Raw genomic sequence first — 24,473 nt, 5'->3', positions numbered from 1 at the left:
ATTTTGTAATCTAACTGTTGTTTTTCTGTCATCTGAAGGATTTAGTTTAGGCTCTGTTAACAGATTTCAATCTTGGCCACTAATTCATAGTGGATAATAACAACACGTTGGCTTCCATATAAAAAAAAACGCGCTTTAAGCGCGTTTTTTATTGACCTAGATACGATAAATTAAGTTACTGCGTTTGCAGCTTAGCACGAATAAAATCATGGTGGTCGACATACAGCAACTCTGCAGTTTTTCGAATCACGGCGTCTTCAAGCGGATCGATTTCACCGTCAGCGTACGCTACTTCCCACATGCTTTTAATCAGGTTGTATCGGGTGTCCTGACTCAGTTCCCGGAGATGAGAAGTAAAGTCATATAAAGACGTCGCTTCTTTTGTTTTCAGTGTGGCTTGATCTAGTAATTGTGTTGCCTCTTCTGCGCTCAGTGACAACAACTTCATCAGTAACGAGTGTTTTGTTTCTTGCTCTTTTTCATCAACGTTATGGTCAGCACCGGAAACTTCACAGAGTAAGCAGGCAATGGCCATGTTAGGTGACAAAGTATTGGCCTGAGTTAAGTCTGAACCATCTAGCAGCTGCTTAAATAGAGAAGTAAGAGAATTGAACATATAGAGCTCCAGGCTGTTTACTATTTAGTTAAGATGGTCACTGAATCTGCAAATCTCAAGGTTTGTTGCCAGAAATGTAACAATCTTTGGAGCACTTTTTACGAAGCTTGACGCGCCTTAGTTCAAGTTCTCTCGGTTTCACGCCTTATTTCAGCTCATTCTGACTTTTCGTCGGCGGAAAATGAACCTCTTTATTGTCCCCGGTTAATATACTGATTTGGCTGGGCTTACCATTATCAGCGAGGTGTAACTCTCCGATGGCACTGTGGTTAACCAAACGGTAGAAATTGTGCGTACTTGGTGCTCGTTTATATATTTTTAGTCGCTTACGTTTTGTAAACCAGTTCAACGGTGAGCGCGGGCTGTAAAGCATTCTGTCCAATGCATCAAATACGGTCAGTGGCCGTGTTGGAAACTGATTTTTGATACCGCTACAAGTGATCTGATAGATATTAGGGCTGTTTTTCCGGTAACGTAATTTGATGTCATAGGCAAAAGAGTAGTGGACATCGCCAGACAAAATAACAAAGTTTGTTGGCGTTTTGGTATGAGTAAAGATACTGATTAGGGTGTTCGCACTGCCTGGGTGCGCCATCCAGTTTTCCGCATCGACCATTAATGGTTTACCGAACATAGTAAACACACGTTGTACTGATTCAATAAACTTAACGCCGAACATGGGGGCAGCAGACACAATGATGACTTTATCTTCGTGGACGAGTTCCTGATGGAACTCAATCATGGCTTCCCAGTCCATCAAACCAGAAGGTTTATTCATCTTAGACTCAGAACGCCAGCGTCGGGTTCGGGTATCTAATACCACAACTTTAGGTGAGGTAGGGATGGTGTAATGCCAGTCCTCAAACCGATACAAGTACTGAATCAGCGCATCTTGCGCTTCCGGGGTACCTTGTTCAACAAAACGATTGAGGTGAGACATAAACCGGTCGTCAAACTTTTCCGGCGCGTTTCCCCAGCCTTGGCAGAACCAGTATGCAATAAGGCTGTTGCCGATAATGCGTTTCGAAAAGCGATTACTGTAAGCTGCTTGTTCCCAACCAATGGTCAGGTTCCAGTCATCAGTAACATCATGATCATCGAAAATCATATAGGTAGGGATATGCGCAAGCAGGCGCTGAACGTTATCTAACCCTTCAATGAACTTATCTATCTGAGTTTTCTCATCGCGCCATTGTTGCTGCCAGTTTGGATCTAATGTCTTGCCACCGACATTAAACTGTTGATCCAATAAACGGTCTCGGTTAATTAATTCCCATAAAGCCGGTGACCAGACCAACAAGTACATGGCAAAACATTCTGCAAAACTGATTAGGTGGTTTTCGCACTCTTTTGAGCTGAAAATCGGTATTCCGCGCTTAGGCAGAAACTTACTTAACAGACTTCCGTCATCCACGTAATGTGGCAACAATTTATCGCGTCCGTAATAACAATCAGGATGTTGATAAAGCGCTTGCGTGTCTGCTATTGGCGCTTCTTCGAATTGTTCATCCGGTAAGCCCAATAGATTGATCACTTGCTCAATGGTATCAAGAGTCGGTCCTGCAACGTGGTCTACGTAAATTTGATCACCACTCATAATAAGCATGTCAGGGCGAGAATCGGCGTCTTGGCGGGCTAATTTCGCGTCTGCCGCGACTAGGGCGTCTTCACTGAAGTGATGTGGGTTACGGCAAGAACCGTGGAGAACATAGTCTGCCTTTTCGCTGATCACAAAGTCTATACCTTTGTGTGCTTGGTTATCCTGCTCATAATTGATATGAGGCAACAGCTCTGTCAGAAGTCCATCTTGCGTATGAAGTTGATATCTGAGCGGTTGATGAGTCGGGAACTCGGCTGTGAGAGTCAGTAAACAGACCCAAGCCCGTTGGCCAACCTGAATTTGAGTGAGTTGAGTAAGATCTTCAGAATAATACGAATTGTCAGAATTTCCATCCTTGACCTCTATATGTCCCTCTAAATGTTTTGTTGTGACTAACCAGAGGTTCACTTCTGATGAAGTCACTTTACGGAGAACGGGTCCCGCAATGATAAGAGGAAGGTCAGGGGATTGGATAGTGTCTAACGATGCAGCCAAACTGGTTCCTTATTTGTCGGATTGTTCAAGTTCAACAGGCCCTAATGCTTCTATGACTTCTGAGCTACTCAGTTCGTGGCCTGCGAGAAATAAGCCAAGCATCGCGTCTGCTTTCGAAGCGTTATCACTGTCTTCGTCCAGCACTTGTTGCAGGCGGGTGCGGATCAGGTCAATTTCATGGTCAACAAAACCACGACCTTCTTCCTCTCCTTCACGCTCATCTGGCGCATTATCAAAGTTTAAAAATAACAGTTCGCCGTCAAGTCGTGTTTCCACCAGTCTTTCAGGTAGCCACTCTTCTCCCATAACAATATCTGGGTCTGTATTGGTCGGCAAACTATTGAGGATGGAAATGAGTTCTGATGCTTTCACTTTTTATTCGTTATAGTTAATTTCAGGCTGGGCTAAAAAGTCTATTTATTGCAGACGATTTTTCGATATATCTTGCATTTCACCGCGTTGGGTGAGTATCCAACTCGGAAATACCAAGGAAATTTATCAACATAGATGAGACGTACTGTCACATTTATGACAACTTTTCACATTGTATCGGCTAATATCGAAAGAACATAAGTTAAAAGTCGCAATTCGGGAACGATTGCTTTTTTCTCAACCAATTTTTATTGATAACTCATGAAGAGATTACAAAGAGCTTCCTTAACTTTACCTCTTGTCGTAGCGGCATTTTCTGTACAAGCCGATGAAGAACAAAACTGGGGAATCGCAGTAATGTACCGCACTGCATCCATCCCGTTTTACACGTCTACTGATGACTCGACGGTGAGTACATTAGTACCCATGATGTTTTTTGAAAATGAACACTTTTATATTGATGGTACGGAAGGCGGCGTGTACCTGTTTAATGACCCGGAGTCAGAATGGCAGGCGAGCGCCATCGCGCGTATGCGTTTCGTGGATATTCCGAAGTCAGTACAGAATGCCTTTGAAGGGGATCGGGTCGATTTCGGAGGCCAACTTCGTTACAGCTTTGACGAAAACTTGCGTGCAGAAGTAGAACTGATGACGGACGAAGAGTTTCAGTTCCACTCTAATTATCGTCTTGCGGCAAGTTATGACTTGGGGAAATGGGAATTGTCGCCATCGTTTACTGTACGTTATAAAGATGCTGACTTTAACAGTGAGTACTATGCATTTAAGGCGTTAACCAAGGAAAGTATCGGTGCTGGTGTTGACGCCAACTTAAGACTTAAGGCTCGTTACCATGTCACATCAAATCTGTATTTATTAGGGGAAACCAGCATTACTCGTTTGGACAATGCAGCATACGACAGCCGCCTGGTCGACGAGCGATATCAGGGTGAAGTGTTTGTCGGCTTTGGATTCTTTAATGATAAAGGTCAGGACTACAAGACAGGTCTGGGAAATCGTCCTTATCTACGTGTAGCTCATGGATGGGCTACACCATCAAATATGGGTGATATCTTCCGTTTTGACCGTGTGAAAGATGAATACAATAACCAGTTAACATCGCTTTTTTACGGGCACCCTTTAACTGACGATCTATTCGGCTTACCTCTGGATATTTATTTGACTCCGGGTTTGGTGCATCACTGGTCGTCTGACGTACAGTCTTCCAGCACTGAGTATGTAATGGCGATAAAAGCTTACTACACCTTTGATTGGCCGACGAAGTGGCGCTTCGGACTCGCGGAGGGGATGTCGTACATCGATAATGTTACTTATATCGAAGGTACGGAGATGGAAGAGAAGGGATATACGCCAAGCAACCTGCTTAACTACCTGGATTTTTCATTCGATGTTAACGTTGGTGATCTGTTCAAGAAGAAATCCTGGAATAATATGTGGGTCGGGTACTCTCTTCATCATCGCTCTGCGATCTTCGAAAAAGCATCTCAGTTTGGCCGGATTAAAGGCGGAAGTAACTACAATACTATGTACATCCAGTACGAATTCTAAATCAGTTGGTGCCGATCCCCTCCAAAGGAACCGGTTTGGGGATTGCCTAATTAGCTAATTCAATTTCGTACCTTCGCAAATAACGCAGGTCGGATTTGCTCCTTGTTCAATTTTCTCCCATCATCTGTTGCATGAAAACTATAAACGTACTGTCTCAGTTGAATTTTGTTTATCGTGCAAAGGTTAAGGCCGTTTGTAATGCGACCGATGAGTTTGACGGCATCAGTGTGATGAGTATTGATTCCGCGTTTAATATTCAAATCGAGGCAACTAACTGCACTAATGATGAGTTCGCCAAGCGTTTCTTCGTGGTTCACGGAGAGGGGCATATGGAGGGCGACGGCTGGTTAGTGCTTTACGTTAAGTCTGTCGACCTGAGTATCGGTGACGAAATCGAGATACCCAGCGACGTGGCCTTTGATGCAATGATTGAGAGCATGGTGCAAGAGGCAGAGGAAGAGCTAGAACAACTTTATATTGATGCTATCGAAAATATAAACAATGAGTTAGAAGCCTCAGGTTAAAAGAAACGGTTGTTATTCTGTCTATACTGATTTAATAACTTACTCTGAAAGGACAACTTATGAAATGGATTTTCGCAGTAGCAGTACTCTTGCTAACGGGATGTGAACAAAAGAAAGAAGAGATTGAGTTAGAACTCCCAACAAGGAGTTTTGAAAACAGGGTTGGGACAGTATTCTCCGCATTACCAGAAGATATATTCGCAGCGCCTGCGGTCGAAATCGTTGAGCTACCAAGAACGAGCAGCGACTTAGATGCAATATGGGGAGCTAGCGGAAAAGATGATAACGGTAATATCTACTTTGGTGTATCGTCACATGACGGCAATTATGGTTCATCCTTCCTCTATCAATATAACCCTTCAACACAAAAGATAACCTCACAGGGTGATACGGTTCGGGAGTTAAAAAATAACGATCTTTATAAAGAAGGCTCTAGGCAAAATAAACTCCACAGCAAAATCTATCAAGCAAATGATGGCTACCTTTATTTCAGCTCTTTTGATGAGACAGGGGAAGACGAAGGTGTAAACCCTTTGTGGGGCGGTCATCTATGGCGAAAATTACCAGACAGTCAGAACTGGGAACATGTAATGTCTACACCGGAAGCTCTCATTGCCGTGAATACCAATGGAAGGTATGTATATGCATTGGGCTACTGGGATCATGTTTTATACCAATATGACACCAAAACTGAAGAGACAAAAAGAGTCGTTGCAGGTTCTGTAAATATGCATGTTTCAAGAAACTTTATTGTCGATGAGAACGGACATGCTTATGTACCCAGCTTGAGCCATATAGACTCTGAACAGATTAAAGCAGAGTTGATTGAATATGATACTCAGTTGAATGTTGTCGCTAAATACCCACTACCAAGTTATAAGTCGAAAAATATTAATCACCATCATGGTATTGTCGCTTATACCAGTATGAAAAATGGCAATATCTATTTTACTACTGCCGATGGAGGGCTGTATTTAATCTCGCCATTTCATGATACAAATCCAAAGTTGCAATACATGGGCATGATGCACCCTGATGGTAAAGCTTATATTTCTTCACTATTTACTATAGATGGTGAAGAATTGCTTGTTGGCGTAGGAAAGAGAGCGCGCTACGAGTGGATAGTTTATGAAACCACCATAGATATGAGCTACACCTCAAAACTAAACCTTAATAAACTAAACAATCCGGCACTCTTTGGCAGCTTAACTAAAAACAATAACGGTGATATGTATGTCGTGGGAAGACATCACACACAAGGTGGCTATCAGCCTATTATGTTAAAAATACATACCAAGGATGCGGATGAGTTGTACTAAGAGTAGTGAGGTTCCTTGGCACACTGCAGTTAAAACAATGCTTGAACCTATGGCGAGTAGCGACAAAGCATTACAGATGCAGAAGTACATGCGTGACCAGTTTAAATTCTATGGGATTCCTTCGACGTTAAGGAGAGAGTCGTTGAAGCCTCTTTTTACAAAAGAACGACTTCCTGAAACAGAAGCGCTACCTGGCATTATCAGAGAGCTGTGGTTACTTCCGCAGAGGGAGTTTCAAATGGTTGCGATCGATTTGCTAATTAAACGAAAAAAACAACTACCAGAAACTTACTTGCCTGAAGTCGAGTGGCTAATTACTACCAAATCTTGGTGGGATACCGTTGATCTGCTAGCTACTCATATTGTCGGCACGCTATTTATCAACTATCCCGAGCAAACTAACGAGTTCATAAGACGTTGGCGCTTTTCAGACAACGTCTGGTTAAGACGTACGGCATTACTTTATCAACTGAAGTTCAAACAGCAGACCAACGAAAAACTTCTTTTTGAGATTATTAAAGAGAACAAAGCGGATAAAGAGTTCTTTATCCAAAAAGCAATCGGTTGGGCGTTGCGTGAATTCTCTAAAACCAATCCAGCCGCTGTTGTATCTTTCATTGACCAACATAACATTCAAGGGCTTGCGAAGAGAGAAGGCTTAAAGTGGTTAAGTGAACATTGAGCCAAGTGATTTATTGCAATTAATTTTGCCGACTCGATCGCTATCGAACTGACTATACTTTGAAGTGTTCTAAGAAAGACCGCATCATTATGAAAGTAAAAAGCGGCTAAGTGCCGCTGAATAAGTGTTTACAGCGCACTGTTTATTGAAGTGTCTTCTTTGTGCTGTAATAATTTGTTTTTATTACAATAGTTGGTTAAGAAAATGACAAAATTTACAGAATATAAAGTCGTTCACATTGTTGAAGGCGGTTGCGGCACTATCTTCCTCGGCGCAAGTGGTCTGCCGATACAAAAGATGGAGTCAGAGTTAAACAAGTATGCACAAGATGGTTGGCAGGTTGTGTTTCAAGTCGTTGAACAAAAACGCTTTATGCTATTTTGGGATCGCGAGTCTGTACTCATCACTCTTGGTCGTTAACTTTGCTTAAAATTCTTTCTTTGAAGCTAATCCACCGCTACCAGGCTAGCGGTGGCTCTAAGCAATTACTGAACATTGAATGTAACTTTGAGCCAACTTGCTCGGAGTACACTAAGCGGTGTATTGAGAAGTATGGTGCGATAAAGGGCTGGAAGCTTGGGTTGGCAAGAATCAAACGCTGCAATCAACCTGACCTCGTAGAAAAAATTGTTGATGATATCCCCTAATGCGATGGTTCGAGCCAATGGAACAATTGGAAAAAAATGAAGAGTTATTGAGAAAACAGGTAAGTCTGTTACCGGAACCTCAAAGAAAGGAATTCTATAAGCGCCAATCTGAAGCTCTCAAAGATCCCGATACTTACGCCGCGTTAAACTGGCTTTTTCTCGGTGGCTTTCATCATTGCTATTTGGGTAAGTACACTTCATTCGCAGTTGAGCTGATACTGTTGTCTGTCAGCATTATTGGGTTTATTTTAGGGCACCCAAGCGCACTTCTTATACTCATATTGCTCGTTGCATACGAGTTACCGCAGTTGTTCTTTTCGCAGAAAATAGCAAGGCAGCACAACTACCATGTGTCTTGTGAAATCTTTAATCAGATTAGGAGATAGAGCCGCGCCGATACACTGAGTCAAAGTAAAAATTGTTATTTGTCTCTTTCGTAGTTTAAACAGGGACTCGTGTTAATAATCTGTTCACTCGGTAGTTAATGATTTGATGACTACTACACTAGACGTGGCACTTATACATTTTTATCGCATTCAAGGAAGAAGCATCATGAAACTGGCTCAGTTAAACATAGCGTTAGCAAAATATTCGCTAGACGCCCCAGAAATTAAAGAGTTTGTCGACAATTTAGAGTTGGTTAATGGTATTGCGGAAAATAGCGATGGATTTGTCTGGCGTCTTAAAGATGAGTCGGGTGATGCGACAAATATCAAAGCGTTTGATGACCCTAACATGATTGTAAATATGTCAGTTTGGGAGTCGGTGGACTCGCTAAAGAGCTTCATGTTCTGAACGCATCACCGTGATTTTATGCGTAGGAAGGGGGAGTGGTTTCATCGCTTAGCGGAGGACACTTACGTTTTATGGTGGGTTGAGGATGGACATATCCCAACGTTAAATGAAGCATTAGAGCGCCTTGAACATCTCAGAAATAATGGTGATACGCCTTATTCCTTTACTTTCAAAACAAATTTTACGGCGGCAGAAGCATCGAAGTAATTTGCGCTCAGTTTATCTAAGCTGTGTAGATATGAAAAAAGGGATGGCATTGAGCTATCCCTTTTGTGTTTATTAGCTTTGACTAAAACTTACGCTAGCGTTGCCAACTGGCTTTGTGCTTCATTGATGCCTTTCGCAGCTGCATCTTCACCCATGTTGAGCGCTTCCGCGTAAACAAATTCAACGTTCGTGATGCCCACAAAACCAAGAACAGCGCGTAAGTATGGAGTAACGATGTCTGACGGAGCGTCTTTGTGAATACCGCCGCGAGTCGTTACAACGATCGCTTTTTTACCTTCAATCAGGCCTTGAACGCCATTTTCAGTGTATTTGAAAGTTACACCTGCGCGAGCAATCAAGTCGATCCAGTTTTTAAGCTGAGTCGGAATAGTAAAGTTGTACATAGGTGCAGCGATAACCAATGTATCAGCCGCTTTCACTTCCTCTATCAGCGTATCAGACAGGCTAACAACTTCTTGTTGCTCTTGAGAAAGATCTTCTGTTGCACGTAACGCTGTAGCTACTGCGAAGTCTAGAACAGGAAGTGGGTTTGCTGCTAAGTCGCGAACGGTTAGTTTGTCCTGATCTATATTTTTGATGAAGTCTTCAACCAATTTGTTTGATTGAGAGTAATCGCCAAGGATGCTTGATTTCAGAGCTAGTACACGAGACATAATTATTATTCCTTAAATGAGTGCTTTCGACTATGGGAGCTATTATAAGCAAGACAAGCTGATTCAAAATACTAGCGATTCGCTTAAGATATTCGAAAATATTGAATAGCCTTCGGTTGTTTCGTTGTAGAGCTTGTGTGATACAATCCGCGCAGTTTTATGTAATGAAAAGAATAGGAAACGCTTTGACTTCGTCACAGCCCTCAAAAAATAATCCCGCTGAAGAGCATGAAGCTCCGTCGAATGGCGCGCAAAAGGCGACAGCGAACCAGGTACCTCAAGCTCAAACAAACAGCGCAGCGTCATTACGCAAAGCGCTGGGTCAGTGCATGATGCGTGACCGCTTCCGTTTGAGTAAGCGAATTTCTGGTGCCAATAAAATCAAGAAAGACGCTGCTCGTAATGCAGTGTTCGATGAAATCGCACTCGATATTGCAAAATCTATGATGGTTGCTGAGCAGCGTGGTAGCTTCCAGCCAAAAATTGAATACCCGGAAATCCTGCCAGTTAGTCAAAAGCGTGACGACATCGCTAAGGCGATAGCAGAAAACCAGGTGGTTATCGTCGCTGGTGAAACCGGCTCGGGTAAAACGACGCAGCTACCAAAAATCTGTGCTGAACTTGGCCGTGGAAAGTTTGGCTTAATTGGTCACACTCAGCCACGTCGACTCGCAGCACGCTCGGTTGCTAACCGCATTGCGGAAGAAATGGAAACCAAGCTGGGTGAGTTTGTTGGGTACAAGGTTCGATTTAACGATCAGATTTCTGAAAACACCCAAATTAAGTTGATGACGGACGGTATTCTGCTAGCGGAAATTCAACACGACCGTTTCTTGAATCAATACGACACCATCATTATCGATGAAGCGCACGAGCGCAGTCTGAACATCGATTTCATCTTGGGTTACCTGAAAGAGCTATTGCCACGTCGTCCTGATTTGAAAGTGATCATCACATCGGCAACCATCGACCCGGAACGTTTCTCCAATCACTTCAATAATGCACCAATTATTGAAGTGTCTGGCCGTACTTATCCGGTAGAAACCCGATACCGTCCATTAAGTGGTGATGAGGATAACGATCGTGACCAGCTAGAAGGTATCTTTGAAGCGGTTGATGAACTGTGCGATGAAGGTTTAGGCGATATCCTGATCTTTATGAACGGTGAACGTGAAATTCGTGATACGGCAGATGCGCTTTCAAAGCGTAATCTGAAGAGTACCGAAATCGTGCCTCTGTATGCACGCCTGTCAGCAGGTGAGCAGAACAAAATATTCCAACCGCACGCTGGTCGCCGCATCGTACTGGCAACCAACGTAGCAGAAACCTCACTGACGGTTCCGGGTATCAAGTACGTTATCGATCCGGGTACGGCACGTATCAGCCGATACAGTTACCGTACTAAGGTTCAGCGTCTTCCAATCGAACCTGTTTCTCAGGCAAGTGCGAACCAGCGTAAAGGTCGTTGTGGTCGTGTGGAAGAGGGTATCTGTATTCGCCTGTACTCAGAAGAGGATTTTGAGTCACGTCCGGAGTTTACTGATCCAGAGATCCTGCGTACTAACCTGGCGTCAGTTATCTTGCAGATGACGGCTCTTGGTCTGGGTGATATTCAAGCCTTCCCATTTGTCGAAGCCCCTGACAAACGCAATATCCAAGATGGTGTGCGTCTGCTGGAAGAGCTTGGTGCGATTAATGCTGAAGCGAAAGACCCGAAGAAACGCCTGACCAGCATTGGTCGCCAACTAGCACGTCTACCAATCGACCCACGTTTAGCGCGTATGGTGTTAGAAGCCCCGAAATACGGTGCACTAAAAGAATTGATGATTATCGCATCGGCGTTGTCGATTCAAGATCCGCGTGAACGACCTTCAGACAAACAACAATCGTCAGACGATAAACATCGTCGTTTCTTCCACGAAGAATCCGACTTCCTGACGTTTGTTAATTTGTGGGACTACATCCAGAAGCAGCAGAAAGCGCTAACGGGTAACCAGTTCCGCAAGCAATGTAAGCAAGATTACCTGAACTACTTGCGTGTGCGTGAGTGGCAGGATGTGTACTTCCAGATCCATCAATCGATGCGTGAAATGGAATTTAAGCTTAATGATGAGCCTGCTTCGTACCATGGCGTACACAGTGCGATTCTTGTCGGCTTGCTGTCACACATCGGTATGAAAGACCAAGAGAAGAATGAATACCAGGGCGCGCGCAATGCCCGTTTTCATATCTTCCCTGCATCGGGTTTGTTTAAAAAGCAGCCGAAGTGGATCATGTCAGCTGAGCTGGTGGAAACCTCAAAACTTTGGGGTCGTATCATCGCTAAAATTCAGCCAGAGTGGATTGAGCCGTTAGCGAAACACCTAATTAAGTGCAGCTACAGCGAGCCGCACTGGTCGAAGAAACGCGCAGCGGTTATGGCATACGAAAAAGTGATGCTGTACGGAGTGCCAATCGTACCGAAACGTTTGGTGAACTACGGCAATATTGATGCGACAGTCAGTCGGGAGATCTTTATCCGTAGTGCGCTGGTAGAAGGCGAGTGGGAAACCAAACACGCGTTCTTTAAGCAAAACCGTAAGCTATTACAAGAAGTCGAAGAGCTGGAACATAAATCTCGTCGCCGTGACATCTTGGTGGACGATGATGAACTATTCGATTTTTACGACCAACGAGTCGGCACCGAAGTAGTATCTGGTAAGCACTTTGATACTTGGTGGAAGAAAGCGTCGAAAGAGAACCCTGAACTGCTCAACTTTGAAAAAGAGATGCTGTTTAAGGGCGATGCCAGCCATATTACCGATTTGGATTACCCGAACTTCTGGCATCAAAATGGCCTAAAGCTCAAGCTAAGCTACCAGTTTGAACCTGGTGACGATAGTGACGGCGTAACAGTACATTTGCCGTTGCCGATTTTAAACCAGGTCGAACAGGCTGGTTTTGACTGGCAAATTCCGGGTCTGCGTCATGAGTTGGTTGTGAGCCTGATTAAGTCACTACCAAAGACAGTTCGTAAGAACTTTGTACCTGCGCCAAATTACGCCGATGCATTCTTAGCACGAGTCACGCCAATGGAAGCGCCGTTGCTTGATTCTTTAGAGAAAGAGCTGCGCCGTATGACTGGCGTTGAAGTGCTGCGTGAAGACTGGAAAATGGAACAGGTGCCTGATCACTTAAAAGTCACGTTCCGCGCTGTCGATCATCGTAATCGTAAATTGAAAGAAAACCGGGACCTTCATGAACTGAAAGAAAGCCTGAAAGACAAAGTTCAGGAAACCCTTTCGAAAGTGGCTGACGACGATATCGAGCAGCAAGGTCTGCATACGTGGAGCTTTGGAGAACTGCCGAAAGTTTACCAACAAAAACGCGGTGGTTACGACGTTAAAGCGTACCCAGCGTTGGTTGATACTAAAGACAGCGTTGAAATCAAACTATACGAAACTGAGTACGAACAGATCTCAGCAATGCGTGCCGGCCAGCGCCGTTTAATTTTGTTGAATGTACCGTCGCCTATTAAATATCTACACGCCAATTTGCCAAATAAATCAAAACTAGGTTTATACTTTAATCCGTACGGTAAAGTGCTGGATCTTATTGATGACTGTATTGCGTGTGGTGTTGACAAGCTTATCGAAGAGCAGGGTGGCTTGGTTTGGGAGCCAGAAAAGTTTGAGGCGTTGAAAGAGCATGTTCGCGCTGAACTCGGTGATACGGTGGTGGAAATTGCCAAGCAAGTGGAAACCATTCTGACGACGGCTTTCAACATAAATAAGAAGTTGAAAGGTAAGATTGATTTCACCATGGCATTTGCGCTTTCGGACATTAAAGCTCAAATTGAAAGCTTAATTTTTAAAGGCTTTGCAACCGAATGTGGCTGGAAACGCCTTCCTGATATTCTGCGCTACATGCGTGCGATTGAGCGTCGGATGGAGAAGTTACCAATCGATCCTAACAAAGACCGTCTGCATATGCTGAAAATTGAGTCTGTCACCAATGACTACAAAGAGTTGTTGAACAAGATTCCGAAAGGGATGGCAATTCCGGAAAACGTGAAAGAAGTACGTTGGATGATTGAAGAGCTGAGAGTCAGTTTCTTTGCTCAGCAATTAGGCACTCCTTATCCGGTTTCAGATAAGAGAGTTAAAAATGCGATTGATGCTTGTTGATCGCCCGGTAAAATAACCAGAACTGGGCTATTTTAATCCTGACTACTGGCAAGTTACTGGTACAGTAATTGCTTGCCTATTAAGTTATGTTGTTTTTTTGACTATGGGAGGCAGTTCACCGCCTCCCTGATATTTGCAGTACCAACGTCTGATGTAAGAAGGCGTGGGGAATAATAAAGAGTAAAGGTAAATGATGAAAAAGACTCTATTAGCAGTGGCTTTACTTGGCGCATCTTCTGCGGCAATGGCTGACTCTTGGATTTATGGTGGCGCTACTGTTGGTCAATCTGACTACAAAGGTGAGACAGATACGTCTTACTCTGTGCACGTAGGTACTGGTATCCTGCCGATCATCGGTATTGAAGCTGGTGTGACTCAACATGGTGAATTTAATGTTGACGGTAAAGACACTAAGCTGACTTCGTACTACGCAGCACTGAAACCAAGCATCGATTTCGGTCCGCTACACATTTACGCTAAAGGTGGTTTCCACCAGTGGGATGAGAAAGTAGATGGCGGCAGCGATGATGATGGCCTGGATCTTATGTACGGTGTAGGTGTTGAGTACTTTGTGTTTGGCCCAATGTCTATGGGTGCAAGCTACATGAACTACACGACAGGTAGTGATGATGTTGGTACATTCTCTCTGAATGCATCTCTGCACTTCCTGTAATTATCGAGTTTTTCGATAGTTCAAACACCGGCAACTGCCGGTGTTTTTGTTTATCTATCCAAATGACTTCTCGCTGTGGAAACGTCTCACTGCTTCTTTGGTGAACTTAGTTCCTGTACACAGTAATCACCACAATATCTTCAAATCCTAGCCTCGCCTGTAAGCAGAGTTATTCTCGCTGAACCTAACATCTTGAGGTTATTCGGGTATAAATGTCACAATACAACTAATTGAATATAAATTATTCATGGTTTGATCTTAAAATATCTATGTTTTCCGATATATTGGCTATTACAAAGGAAGTGTGATTTCTGATTTCATGTAATAACCGGACAGGATAGTTTAAGTATGAAAACAAAAATATCGTTATTTGCTCTAGCATTGTGCTCAACGTCTGTTCTTGCTGACTCGTGGCTCTACGCAGGCGGTCAAATCGGTCAATCTGATATCGAAGGCGAAAGTGATACAACCTATGGTATCCATGTCGGTACCGGCATTTTACCTCTTATTGGCATCGAGGCGGGTTACTTTAACCACGGCAAAGTCGGTCTGAATTTGGATGGTAATCGAGGTGACGGAGATTTTTCTTCCCTTTATTTAGCCATAAAACCAAGCATTGATTTGGGGCCGTTCCACATTTACGCAAAAGGTGGCATCAACGCTTTTGATGTTGACTATAAAGGCACTCTGAGTTTTCTCGACAAGGACGACGGCGTCTCTTATATGTATGGTGTAGGGGCAGAATACTTCGTTTTCGATAACCTTTCTATCGGCGCTAGTTACCAGGCATTTGGGGTCGATATTGATAGCGATAGTAACTCTGTAGACAGCTTTACTGGTAACGTTACTTTTCACTTCTTATAGAGTTACTCCTTTTAAGATTTCAATAAATGGTCGTGCTGTATGGTACGGCCATTTTTATTGGTTCTGTCTATTTTTGATAGTTCTATTATTAAAATTAACTATGCTCTAATATTCATTAGACGTCGTAGTTATTTATTTCAAGCCATTGCATGGTTTGGTCTGATTTTGTCTATTTATACTGCAAAAAGTGGTGTTTTTGCATGTTTTTGTGACTTGTGTTAGAGTGTGTTTCGATTTTAAAGATTAGTGTTCAAATTAATGGAGGGCGCGATTGGAGTACTTCTCATCAGAGAAGCGTTTCAAATTACGTTAAATTTGTATTTATGGATAACAATTCATTTAAAAAATATAGTATTGAGACAACCGATTATCAGGTAGGACAGGACAACGTACAAAAGTGGGGATTCGATATACATAACCCCGTCTTCGGCATCAGTGCTGGTCTTATCGTTTTATGTCTCGTTTCTCTTCTTCTAGTCGAACCTAACACGGCTCGTGATGCATTAAACGGTGTTAAAAACGGAATTATCGAACAGTTTGATGCATTCTTTATGTGGTCTGCTAACTTCTTCGTACTGTTCGCTGTTGTTCTACTGCTATCACCTCTTGGTAAAATCCGTTTAGGCGGTAAAGACGCAACACCCGATCACTCTAAAGTTTCCTGGCTATCTATGCTGTTCGCAGCCGGCATGGGTATTGGTCTACTCTTCTGGAGTGTTGCGGAACCGACAGCTTACTTCACTGACTGGTGGGGCATGCCATTAAATGCACAGCCTTACTCTGAAGAAGCAAAGTCTCTGGCAATGGGCGCTACCATGTTCCATTGGGGATTACACGGCTGGGCAATTTATGCGCTTGTAGCCCTTTCTCTCGCCTTCTTTACATTCAACAAGGGCCTACCACTTTCTCTGCGTTCTGCCTTTTATCCAATTTTTGGAGATCGGGCATGGGGCTGGCTAGGCCATGTCATCGACATCTTGGCGGTACTTTCTACGCTGTTTGGTTTAGCGACTTCTCTAGGTTTAGGTGCACAACAAGCGACAAGTGGTATTAACCATGTATTCGGTCTTGAAGGTGGTGTTGGTACACAAATGATCGTCATTGCTTTTGTCACCTTTATAGCAATACTTTCAGTTATTCGCGGTATTGATGGTGGTGTAAAGGTATTGAGTAATGTCAACATGTTGGTCGCATTTGCGCTGCTTATTTTCATTACTTTCATCAGTTTTGATACTGCATTCAGTTCAGTTGTTGACGCAGCTAAGTCGTATGCCGAGTACATTATTCCACTGAGTAATCCTCATGGTCGTGAGGACGAAACCTGGATGCAAGGCTGGACGGTGTTCTACTGGGCATGGTGGGTATCCTGGTCTCCATTTGTGGGTATGTTTATCGCTCGTGTTTCTAAAGGTCGTACAGTAAGAGAGTTCATCTTTGCAGTTATTATCATTCCGACAGTCGTGACACTGATCTGGATGGCAATCTTCGGTGGTATAGCACTCGATCAGGTAGTAAATAAAGTCGGTGAATTGGGTACAAATGGTCTTACGGATATTTCCCTGACACTATTCCATGTTTATGACCAACTGCCATACAGCTCGGTAATTTCGATTTTGTCTATCGGTCTGATTCTTGTTTTCTTTGTTACGTCATCGGATTCAGGCTCTTTGGTTATCGATAGTATTACCGCTGGCGGTAAGATCGACGCTCCGGTACCGCAACGAATTTTCTGGGCATGTATAGAGGGTTCTATTGCCGCAGTAATGCTCTGGGTTGGTGGTAAAGAAGCCTTGCAAGCATTGCAGTCAGGCGTTGTGGCAACAGGTCTGCCATTTACGTTAGTGCTTCTGGTCATGTGTGTCAGTCTGGTGAAAGGTTTAAGAACCGAGTTACCTGCTTACAGGCAACAACTGGCCACGAGCCATTAATCTTCAATGCCGGGCATATCGCTCGGCATTTTTTATTTCTTCTTTCCTTTTTAGAAAATTCCTTTACAGTCTGACCGTTTACTACTTCATACCTATAATGCATGACTAACTCCAAACTCATTCTTATTCGTGGTCTTCCCGGTTCAGGGAAAACGACACTAGCAAAACAGTTAGCTATTAGCCTCAACGCTGAACATTTTGAAGCAGACATGTACTTTGAAACTGCGGATGGTGAGTATTGTTTCAACCCGCAACAATTGCCACAGGCGCATGAATGGTGCTTCCATCAAACTCGCAAATGGTTAAACAAAGGCAAAACCGTTATTGTCAGTAATACCTTTGTTCGCCATTGGGAGATGAAGCGCTACTTAGATTTCTGCAACAAGAAGGGGATTGAAGTTGATATACGGATTTGCGACGGTGATTATCAGAGTGTTCACAATGTGCCACTGGAAACAATTAGTAAAATGCGTCAGCAGTGGCAGGATTAAGCATTTAAATGCGAGCTAACTCTCTGATTCGATTTTGAGGTTATGCGCGAAAGACAGCATTATAGGATTACTGAAAACGAATTAGGAAATCAGTGTGCTAACTTACCTGGTAACTCTGTTCCTTGTTGGAATGCTTGTTTATTTGAATCTCGTTGTGTCGTATTGTGTTGTCCTATCCGATGGGTTCAGTCTTCAGCAAAAGATAAGTGCGTTAGCCTTATGCTGGCTGCTTCCGGTTATTGGCTCTTGTCTTATTCTCTATTCGGTATTGGATGATATAGCAGAGATTAGAAAAAGAGGGTGCGGATTAAGTAATTTCCTGTTTCTATCTTGGGTTTTAGCGCTGAACAAAAATGGCACTGGCGATGATTGCCGTAGCGGAGATAGTACAGAAGACGGAAACGATATGTAGGTCAGTCTTTTTGTTTACCGAGAAGAAAAAAGGAGCACGCGGTGCTCCTTTTCTATTTCGTAAAGAAATTAGTTAGATACGTGATGCATCGTAGCCTGAAGCTAGAAGTAGTTCACGTTCGCGTTTAATCAGTTGTGCACGATCTTCAATTAACTCGTGCAGCGCTTGAGAAGGCTTTCCCGCAAGAGCTTTAAATTCAACGAATGAACTCGCTTTGTCAATTTCATCAATCATACTGCTTATGGCGTTACGAGCTGCACATGGGTTATCGATGGTTTTAAAGTACTCGACCTGTTGAGCAGCCGCCTTCATCTCCGCAAGTAACTCAAGAGGACTACTATCCTTAGCGACTGCCATGTAGTTATCAAGCACGCGTTTTGCGTACAAAAGTTCGGTAAGTGGGATATCTCTTCCGCTTTCGATCAGGGATTCATTAAGGATCATACTTGAGCTCATTGCCATTCCTTTTTGTCTTCTACACAGCTGTTGGTTTTCATTCGAGTCTAATTTATTGCAGACGTTAAGGGAATGCTTAGGTTGGGATTTTTAGTCTTTTTTAGTGAATAATAATGCGACTCGGTGATTTTGATTATAAGACTGATGTTTACCGCCTTGGATTACCACTCGATATCTTACGGACAGGAGTGTAGCTCAGGACTAGTAAATCCATTAAAATCGGATCCGGTGAACTCCGGGGACTACCGGCGAGGAAACAGAACAACAAAAGTGTTCGTTCCATTTTTCCGAGGCGTTATTTCAATTGAGGCACTATGCCGTTCAGCAATATCTTTGCAAATAGACATCCCTAATCCAGCTCCATCTCCGGTTTCGGAGTGACCACGATAAAATTGTTCAAAAATTCTTTCGCGAGTTTCTTGCGTAATTTCTGGCCCAGTATCAGATACAGATACGCTGATGGTATCAGGCGCCTGAGAAACCCTTATCTGAATTTCACTGTGCGTTCCGGAATATCGAATGGCGTTGTCGATAAGATTACGGAATAGGACTCCGAGTAAGAGCGGGTCTCCCGATAATTTAAGATCCGGCGAGCTCAGGCTGATGTCTTGACCCTGTCTTAAAGCTAAAGGCGCGAGTTCGGCAATCACTGTTTGCAGTAGTGGTTTAAGTTCGATGGTCTCAAAGACACCTGTAGAAAGCGTGTCTACTTTCGCTAACGTCAATAACTGATGGATAAGTCGGTCCGTTCTATCTATGCCTTTGAGAATGTTCTCCAGATCGCCGCGCAGTTGCTCCGGGTCATTACTTTCAAGCGCGTTTTCTGCATTAAGGCGCAGGATAGTCAGCGGCGTTTTTAACTCGTGTGCAGCAGCACGAGTAAATCGCTGTTCGCGTTGCCATGCCTGTTCTAGTTCAGACAGTAAAGAGTTTAACGCATCCACTAGCGGGTCTAGCTCTGTAGTGCTGTCTTTGACATGAATTCGATCCAGACGATGCGCATTTCGCTGAGTGATCGCACTGCGAAGCTCGTTGATGGGACGAAAGTAGCGGTCAATCAACCAAAAGAGCAGCAGTAACAGAGTAGGTAGTAGCAAGACTTGTTCTAACAAGGTCGACATTGCGATTTCACGAATGATTTCGTCTCTTATTTCTTGCTTTTCAGCAACCACTACGTATTCATTTTTATGCACGCTTTGTGGAAACGAGAGTTGGAAAGTGCGCCATGTAGTACCTTCCTGTTCTATGTCAGAATAGCCATTATTATTTGATGAAGAGGAGAGAGGACTTAAGCGAGGAGTCGAGCTCCATAGCAGTTGATCGTCTCGGAAGAACTGAAACACGAGGTTTTGTTCATATGGATGCCCGAACTTTGTCGCTTTGTCATCGTCTTCTTTGGACAGCAGTTTAATATTCTGCATCCATCGCTGGAACAGCTCGCTGTGATTGGCAAGCTTACTTTCTTCTTTGGAAACTGAGAGGGTGAGAAACATTAGCTTAGCCGACTGACCAAGCCTTGCATCATAGACTTCTTCTACTTCATGTTTGGCCGATTGGAAACTGAAAAATAACGAGATGAGCAGCAATGAGGAGACCAGTAATCCAACGGAGAGAGTAAGCTTACGTTTGAGAGAGTACGGCTTATGATCTTTCAAGAATGTACCCCACACCGCGAATGTTCTTAATGGCTACGTCCGGCGCTTTTTTGCGTAAGTTATGAATATGCACCTCAATGGCATTGTCACTGGCTCCTTCGTCCCAACCGTGAATAGATTGCTGTAGTTGTTCTTTACTTTGGACGCGGCCGGCATTGGTGATCAAGCTTGTCAGGATTTTGAATTCATTTCGAGTCAGTTTTAGTGGCACGTTATCATAGCGGATGCTCTGCTCAGACAGTGACAAGGTCAACAAGCCTACTTGAATGAGCTCATCAGCGCTTCCGGATTGGCGTCTTATCAAAACTCGTAATCTGGCCAGTAATTCTTCCAGAGCAAAGGGCTTCCCGAGGTAATCGTCAGCGCCTCCGTCTAAGCCCTGTACGCGGTCACGAATGTCATCTCTTGCGGTGAGTATCATTACTGGTAGTTTATACCCGCCTTTTCGAATGTGGCGCAAAACTTCTAATCCATCAATATCGGGTAGGGTCAGGTCTAAAATCACGGCTGTGAAAGCTTCCGTTTTTAGTGCGCTTGTCACGCCTGACCCTTTTTCAACCCAGTCAACGGTATATCCATGACGACCGAGAGATGTCACCATGGACTGACCGAGTAATTTGTCATCTTCTACCAGTAATAACCGCATAAATTATTTGAGTCTCCGTAGCGTTGCTTCTATTTCCTGTTTTCTGCCTCTATCTGCTAAAGGACGGTCAGGGCGAGGAGAGGCGTGCATTGCGCGAGTGAGGTACACTTTCGCTTCTTGCTCTCTTCCTTCTTCTGCAAGGAAATCACCATAAAAATAGTTCGGATCGATACCGTTTGGGTTGATCTCTAAAGCTTTTTTCAACATTTGTTCTGCTTTATCGTCGTCACCGAAGGCAACTGGCCATCCCGGTACTTTATAATAGAGCGATCCTAAGCTGGTGTATGCCGATCCTTCAAGAGTTTGTGGCGAGGTGTTAATGACCTGCTCAAGCAGAGACTTTGCTTCTTTCACCAAAGATACGCACCCATGCCACCCTGAGCGCCGGCAAGAGAGGCTTTATTGATGGCAAGCCAAACGGTCAACTCCGGATTTCCTGGTTCTCTTTTTAAATAAAGATTGGTTCTTGTGATCGCGTAGTTAAAGCATTGTTCCTTTTCATCACCGCTAGGAGTGCTGTACTGGCATTCTGCCCATTTTTGTTGTACATCTTGAAGCGGCGTATTAGCTGCCAACGCTACGGTTGAAGCCAACGTTGAACATACAGTTAAAGTACATAGTAATTGTTTAGTATTCATCGCTTCTGTCCTTTTAATGGCTTACTCGGTTAACATATTGATGGATGGTCTGTTGCTGTTTTTTAATTGCTGAAGAAACAACATGCGGCAGTAGTTGATTTAGACGTGCAAATAGCTTTTCCGGCCAACCAATCCATTTGGCTGAAATCTCTTTCTCAAGCATGTTGATGACATGCTCGGCGACCACTTGTGGAGAATCTGTTTTGTTGCCAAGTTTGTGGTTCATTTCACTAACGGCATCGCTATTGAGTGATGTTTGTGTTGCTCTTGGTGCGAGATATAAAGCTCGGATGCCAGTGGAAAATAACTCGCGATCCAGTGCTTCCGTAAATCGGTGCAGTCCAGCTTTTGCTGCGCAGTAGGAGGTATATCCGGGATAACCAATCGATCCGAATGTAGAACCAATATTGAGTATCACCCCAGGTTGGTTGAGCCAGGTTAGGGCAGATTGACACAGCAGCATTGGAGCAACCAAGTTTAGCTGAATATCTGCTTCGATTTGTGTCGGGTGTTTTTGGCTTAATAGTGAGAAGTCGTTACACCCTGCATTGTTAATCAATGCATCTACTTTGTTATGTTTCCTTGCCAGTTCTTTTATTGCTCTCTGGCCTGCTGATGTTGTGATGTCGGCAACCAACACGTCATGAGATTCCGGGTTTTTCAGAGCGTTTTTCAGAGCGATTAGCTTTTCTTCGTTTCGCGCGATAAGAATCAATTTAGCGCCTTGCTTGGCCAACTCAGCCGCAATAGACTGGCCGATACCGCCGGTTGCACCAGTGAGTACAATAGTACTGTTTTTTATTATCATGGCTCACCTCATGCTGCTTGCTGGTTTGTATAAGATGGCAAAGCGCGTAGCATTTCTCCGTAAAGAGAAAACACCATGTTGGCGGATTCGATGATTGCGCGCTTGTCTTCCTCTTTGGTGATTCTGTTCATCAGAGATTCGAAGAATTGCAGGTGGTCGAGATCCAATATGCTATGGGAAACGAGGTAGGTCATCGCCGAAGGAGGAAGCTCCAACGTAGATTGAATATTCTCAGCCATCTGTCCACCGATACTCACACTTGTGCCTTCCAGTACCCATACCATGCCAAAAAGGGATAACGGATTATTCCGGTCAATGTTGTGGTAGAGGTAGGAGACCATTAACTCTATTGCTTGTCCGGCTTTCCCTTCGCCTTGGTTGTTGCGGACCGCATCGGCGTTACCGCCACATGCCCGTATGTCGTTGAGAATCCATTCCTGATGTCCTTTTTCTTCTTCAATGTATTCAGCTATTGCTTCGCGTATCCATTCGTATTCAGCGGACAGTCTGCCGCCACAGGACATCAATAAAGGCACTGTGTGTTTAACGTGATGGTAAGCCTGTGTAAGAAAGGCGATGTACATCTGTTTAGATATATTCCCTTGTTGGACGTCAGCAATCACGGGCGCATTGAGCATGGTTTTCTGAGCTGACGAAGTCTGTTGTTTGAGTTGTTCAAAAAAAAGGGTCATAACCTTCTCCTTAAGAAGTGACAGATTGCTGTAGAGCCAGGTCTATTCTTTTTACCTTTTGACCTTCCAGCAGTAATTTGGAACTGGTGTTATTGAGCAGCTGAGTAACGCTATGTTCGATGTTGATGCGTTTGAGTTTGCCGTTTTCGGTGTACCAACTTGTTATAGCTCTCGGGTTATCAAGGACGATTAAAGTTTGTATGCGGGCGTAATCTGGGAGTGTGCTGTTTAATTCAGAAACTTTCGCCGTCAAGTTGTCGTTTTCCGCTACAACGGCACATAAAGTTTGCTTTCCGTCACCTGTGACAATAAGCGGTATATTGGGCAGAAATGCCATTGCTTCGGACTCTACCCACTCTGGTGAAATATTCCGTCCATACGCAGTGACGATGAGGTTTTTCTTGCGTCCGGATAAAGTAACAAAACCTAGCTCATCAAGCTGAGCTAAGTCCCCGGTTGCCAACCATTCTTGATTAAAGGGCTCATTTAAATAACCTAGAGCGGTGTTGCCTTTGACCTGTAGTTCACCGTCCTCGGCGATTCGAATTTGTGTGTGAGGCAGTGGTTTTCCGCACGTACCGGATTTGAATGAAGAAGGTGTGTTTAAGCAAACCACCGAGCCACATTCTGATAATCCGTAACCCTCGAATGCTGGAATGTTCAGCGCATGAGCGGCATTCATCAGTTGAGATGAAACACGAGCGCCCCCAACTGCGACGAAATTCAGTGAGTGGGCAAGTGATGGTTGTTGTTTGACTAGCTGGATAAGGGCGAGTAGCAGAGCAGGAGTTAACACTAAGCTGTGAGGTTTTATCTCGGCCAAGGTATGAGCAAATAAAGTGGCGTCAAATTGGCTGGAGCCGATCAAGCCAGTTTTAGTACCGGGTAGAATACAGGACGTCACACCTAATATGAGCGGGACATAAATACCGGTAATGTTTTCCAGAAGCGTAGAAAGCGGAAGCAATACCAAGTGAGAATGAGCGAGCCCACTGACACTGTTTGCGAGTGAATTTGCAACCTGCAACAAGTGCTCGTTGCTTAAGCAGACGCCCTTCGGATGTCCGGTCGAGCCCGATGTATAGGTTATCTTTCCCGTTCCATCAATATACGTATTAGAGCTTTGAGCTGTTCTGCGTAACACAGTTAACCCTGCGATTGTAGAAACACTCTGGTCTATTACCGAACTCATTTGTGTCGGAAGCGATACGTCTCGCCAGTCGCCAATCAGAGCGTCAACGTCGGATGTATTTAAAGTGTGTTCCAGTTGTGTCTCAGAAAAGAAAGTCGGGATAGGCACTACGACGATATTCGCGCTCATTGCTGCCAAATCGATAATTGCCCAGTTCACACAGTTTTCAGAGCGCAGTGCCAGTGCTTTGACATTTCGGGCCCTTAATTCATTTGAAGTGTACTGGATTTTCTGTAGCAACTCAGAATAGGTGATATTTACGTTCTTTCCTTGCTCATCAGCACCTATAAGCGCTGTTTGGTTTGGAATAGTTTCCGCCCACTTTTTAATCGCAGTAAGGAGATTGTTCATACTG

The 24,473-nt window shown here is 43.9% G+C and carries 22 protein-coding genes and 2 pseudogenes; 13 read left to right on the top strand and 11 right to left on the bottom strand.

Annotation, left to right across the window (positions count from 1 at the left end; all coding sequences use genetic code 11):
- Nucleotides 1-175: 175 nt before the first annotated feature.
- The 3 genes from KHN79_RS07485 to KHN79_RS07475 all read right to left on the bottom strand — a co-directional run bounded on the left by KHN79_RS07485 (nucleotide 176) and on the right by KHN79_RS07475 (nucleotide 3,083).
- Nucleotides 176-616, bottom strand: coding sequence for a TerB family tellurite resistance protein (locus tag KHN79_RS07485; RefSeq protein ID WP_182007739.1), 441 nt, complete (start codon nucleotides 614-616; stop codon nucleotides 176-178).
- Nucleotides 617-761: 145 nt separating this feature from the next.
- A complete protein-coding gene (locus KHN79_RS07480) occupies nucleotides 762-2,711 on the bottom strand; it encodes an alkaline phosphatase D family protein (protein ID WP_182007740.1) in 1,950 nt (649 codons plus the stop codon).
- 9 nt (nucleotides 2,712-2,720) lie between these two features.
- Entirely contained in the window at nucleotides 2,721-3,083 is a 363-nt protein-coding gene (locus KHN79_RS07475; RefSeq protein WP_182007741.1) for a hypothetical protein, read from the bottom strand.
- A gap of 261 nt (nucleotides 3,084-3,344) precedes the next feature.
- On the opposite strand from KHN79_RS07475, the gene KHN79_RS07470 reads away from it, so the two are divergent.
- From KHN79_RS07470 to KHN79_RS07435, 8 genes and pseudogenes are all read left to right on the top strand, one after another.
- Nucleotides 3,345-4,649, top strand: a complete 1,305-nt coding sequence (locus KHN79_RS07470; protein WP_182007742.1) for a MipA/OmpV family protein — start codon at nucleotides 3,345-3,347, stop codon at nucleotides 4,647-4,649.
- 131 nt (nucleotides 4,650-4,780) lie between these two features.
- A complete protein-coding gene (locus tag KHN79_RS07465; RefSeq protein WP_182007743.1) occupies nucleotides 4,781-5,173 on the top strand; it encodes a hypothetical protein in 393 nt (130 codons plus the stop codon).
- Nucleotides 5,174-5,232: 59 nt separating this feature from the next.
- Nucleotides 5,233-6,492, top strand: a complete 1,260-nt coding sequence (locus tag KHN79_RS07460) for a hypothetical protein (protein WP_182007744.1) — start codon at nucleotides 5,233-5,235, stop codon at nucleotides 6,490-6,492.
- Complete coding sequence (locus KHN79_RS07455) at nucleotides 6,479-7,174, top strand: DNA alkylation repair protein (RefSeq protein WP_182007745.1); 696 nt, start codon at nucleotides 6,479-6,481, stop codon at nucleotides 7,172-7,174. Before KHN79_RS07460 ends, KHN79_RS07455 begins: the two co-directional genes overlap by 14 nt.
- 204 nt (nucleotides 7,175-7,378) lie before the next feature.
- Nucleotides 7,379-7,594, top strand: coding sequence for a DUF4177 domain-containing protein (locus KHN79_RS07450; protein WP_182007746.1), 216 nt, complete (start codon nucleotides 7,379-7,381; stop codon nucleotides 7,592-7,594).
- On the top strand, nucleotides 7,555-7,821 hold the full coding sequence (yidD, locus tag KHN79_RS07445) for a membrane protein insertion efficiency factor YidD (RefSeq protein ID WP_348541281.1): 267 nt from the start codon (nucleotides 7,555-7,557) through the stop codon (nucleotides 7,819-7,821). Before KHN79_RS07450 ends, yidD begins: the two co-directional genes overlap by 40 nt.
- A complete protein-coding gene (locus KHN79_RS07440) occupies nucleotides 7,821-8,207 on the top strand; it encodes a TM2 domain-containing protein (protein WP_182028363.1) in 387 nt (128 codons plus the stop codon). Before yidD ends, KHN79_RS07440 begins: the two co-directional genes overlap by 1 nt.
- 166 nt (nucleotides 8,208-8,373) lie before the next feature.
- Nucleotides 8,374-8,823, top strand: a pseudogene (locus tag KHN79_RS07435) (DUF3291 domain-containing protein).
- Nucleotides 8,824-8,912: 89 nt separating this feature from the next.
- Here the strand turns inward: KHN79_RS07435 and KHN79_RS07430 are convergent.
- Nucleotides 8,913-9,497 (bottom strand): FMN-dependent NADH-azoreductase, encoded by a 585-nt coding sequence (locus KHN79_RS07430; protein WP_182007748.1) that lies wholly within the window; start codon nucleotides 9,495-9,497, stop codon nucleotides 8,913-8,915.
- A 185-nt stretch (nucleotides 9,498-9,682) separates the two neighbouring features.
- Between KHN79_RS07430 and hrpA the strand changes: the two genes are divergently transcribed.
- The 5 genes from hrpA to KHN79_RS07405 all read left to right on the top strand — a co-directional run bounded on the left by hrpA (nucleotide 9,683) and on the right by KHN79_RS07405 (nucleotide 17,619).
- Nucleotides 9,683-13,663, top strand: coding sequence for an ATP-dependent RNA helicase HrpA (gene hrpA, locus KHN79_RS07425; protein WP_182007749.1), 3,981 nt, complete (start codon nucleotides 9,683-9,685; stop codon nucleotides 13,661-13,663).
- Nucleotides 13,664-13,856: 193 nt separating this feature from the next.
- On the top strand, nucleotides 13,857-14,336 hold the full coding sequence (locus tag KHN79_RS07420; protein ID WP_182007750.1) for an outer membrane beta-barrel protein: 480 nt from the start codon (nucleotides 13,857-13,859) through the stop codon (nucleotides 14,334-14,336).
- Between the two features lie 348 nt (nucleotides 14,337-14,684).
- Nucleotides 14,685-15,200, top strand: a complete 516-nt coding sequence (locus KHN79_RS07415; RefSeq protein WP_182007751.1) for an outer membrane beta-barrel protein — start codon at nucleotides 14,685-14,687, stop codon at nucleotides 15,198-15,200.
- Between the two features lie 323 nt (nucleotides 15,201-15,523).
- Entirely contained in the window at nucleotides 15,524-17,128 is a 1,605-nt protein-coding gene (locus KHN79_RS07410) for a BCCT family transporter (RefSeq protein WP_182007752.1), read from the top strand.
- A gap of 101 nt (nucleotides 17,129-17,229) precedes the next feature.
- Nucleotides 17,230-17,619, top strand: a complete 390-nt coding sequence (locus KHN79_RS07405; RefSeq protein ID WP_182007753.1) for an ATP-binding protein — start codon at nucleotides 17,230-17,232, stop codon at nucleotides 17,617-17,619.
- A gap of 484 nt (nucleotides 17,620-18,103) precedes the next feature.
- On the opposite strand, the gene KHN79_RS07400 is transcribed toward KHN79_RS07405, so the two are convergent.
- The 7 genes and pseudogenes from KHN79_RS07400 to KHN79_RS07370 form a co-directional block, all read right to left on the bottom strand.
- Nucleotides 18,104-18,487 (bottom strand): hypothetical protein, encoded by a 384-nt coding sequence (locus KHN79_RS07400; protein WP_182007754.1) that lies wholly within the window; start codon nucleotides 18,485-18,487, stop codon nucleotides 18,104-18,106.
- A gap of 242 nt (nucleotides 18,488-18,729) precedes the next feature.
- Nucleotides 18,730-20,142, bottom strand: coding sequence for an ATP-binding protein (locus KHN79_RS07395; protein ID WP_182007755.1), 1,413 nt, complete (start codon nucleotides 20,140-20,142; stop codon nucleotides 18,730-18,732).
- Entirely contained in the window at nucleotides 20,129-20,788 is a 660-nt protein-coding gene (locus KHN79_RS07390; protein WP_182007756.1) for a response regulator, read from the bottom strand. Before KHN79_RS07390 ends, KHN79_RS07395 begins: the two co-directional genes overlap by 14 nt.
- Before the next feature lie 3 nt (nucleotides 20,789-20,791).
- Nucleotides 20,792-21,426, bottom strand: a pseudogene (locus KHN79_RS07385) (hypothetical protein).
- Between the two features lie 13 nt (nucleotides 21,427-21,439).
- Nucleotides 21,440-22,234: an SDR family oxidoreductase gene (locus tag KHN79_RS07380; protein WP_182007757.1), complete on the bottom strand. Its 795-nt coding sequence runs from the start codon at nucleotides 22,232-22,234 to the stop codon at nucleotides 21,440-21,442.
- 8 nt (nucleotides 22,235-22,242) lie between these two features.
- Nucleotides 22,243-22,926 (bottom strand): iron-containing redox enzyme family protein, encoded by a 684-nt coding sequence (locus KHN79_RS07375; RefSeq protein ID WP_182007758.1) that lies wholly within the window; start codon nucleotides 22,924-22,926, stop codon nucleotides 22,243-22,245.
- Nucleotides 22,927-22,936: 10 nt separating this feature from the next.
- Nucleotides 22,937-24,469 carry an AMP-binding protein gene (locus tag KHN79_RS07370; protein WP_182007759.1) on the bottom strand — a complete coding sequence of 511 codons (1,533 nt, stop codon included), beginning with the start codon at nucleotides 24,467-24,469 and terminating at the stop codon, nucleotides 22,937-22,939.
- Nucleotides 24,470-24,473: the final 4 nt, after the last annotated feature.

The sequence above is a fragment of the Vibrio sp. B1FLJ16 genome (assembly GCF_905175385.1).
In the GTDB taxonomy this organism is placed as follows: domain Bacteria; phylum Pseudomonadota; class Gammaproteobacteria; order Enterobacterales; family Vibrionaceae; genus Vibrio.
This window is presented reverse-complemented; position numbering and strand designations above follow the sequence as displayed.